Here is a 488-nt window from a genome sequence, read left to right on the forward strand (position 1 = left end):
ACGAGTGGCTGACGCTGTCCTCCGAATACGAGGAGGCGATGGCGGGCTGAGCGCGGCACGCGGCGCTGCCGCCGCGTGGGGGCGCCTCGACAGGCGACTTGGTCACGCCTTCCGGACGAACCTCCCGCCGACATACACGGTCGCATCGAGAAAGCCGGCCTGCTTGAGATCCGCCAGCCCACGGGTGACCGCACCGATCCGGGAATCGGCCGTGCCGGGCGCCTGCTTCAGGCGTGCCTCCGGATCGCCGCTGTTCAAGGCCTCCCGGATGAACTCCATGACCGGCTTCTCCTTGGTTCCGCCGCGTCCCTGGTGACGAATGTCGCTGATCCAGATCGCCACGGCGGCCGGCAGCGGAGTCGCCGGTTCCCAGGTCTTCCCGATCGTGCGCTCGAGCTTGCCCGCCGCGATGGCGACGGCGGTGTCGACCTGCGCACGCCTGGCCGCCGGATCGAGCTGCGTCCAATCCAGCAGCCGCGCCGATGCGC

General features: G+C 70.3%; 1 protein-coding gene. It reads right to left on the reverse strand.

Annotated elements, in window-relative coordinates; genetic code table 11:
• Positions 1 to 102: 102 nt before the first annotated feature.
• Positions 103 to 488: hypothetical protein (locus ABTU92_RS30855; RefSeq protein ID WP_408095324.1), on the reverse strand; the 386-nt coding region annotated here is incomplete at its 5' end.

This window comes from Rhodoplanes sp. SY1 (assembly GCF_046000175.1).
In the GTDB taxonomy this organism is placed as follows: Bacteria; Pseudomonadota; Alphaproteobacteria; order Rhizobiales; family Xanthobacteraceae; genus Rhodoplanes.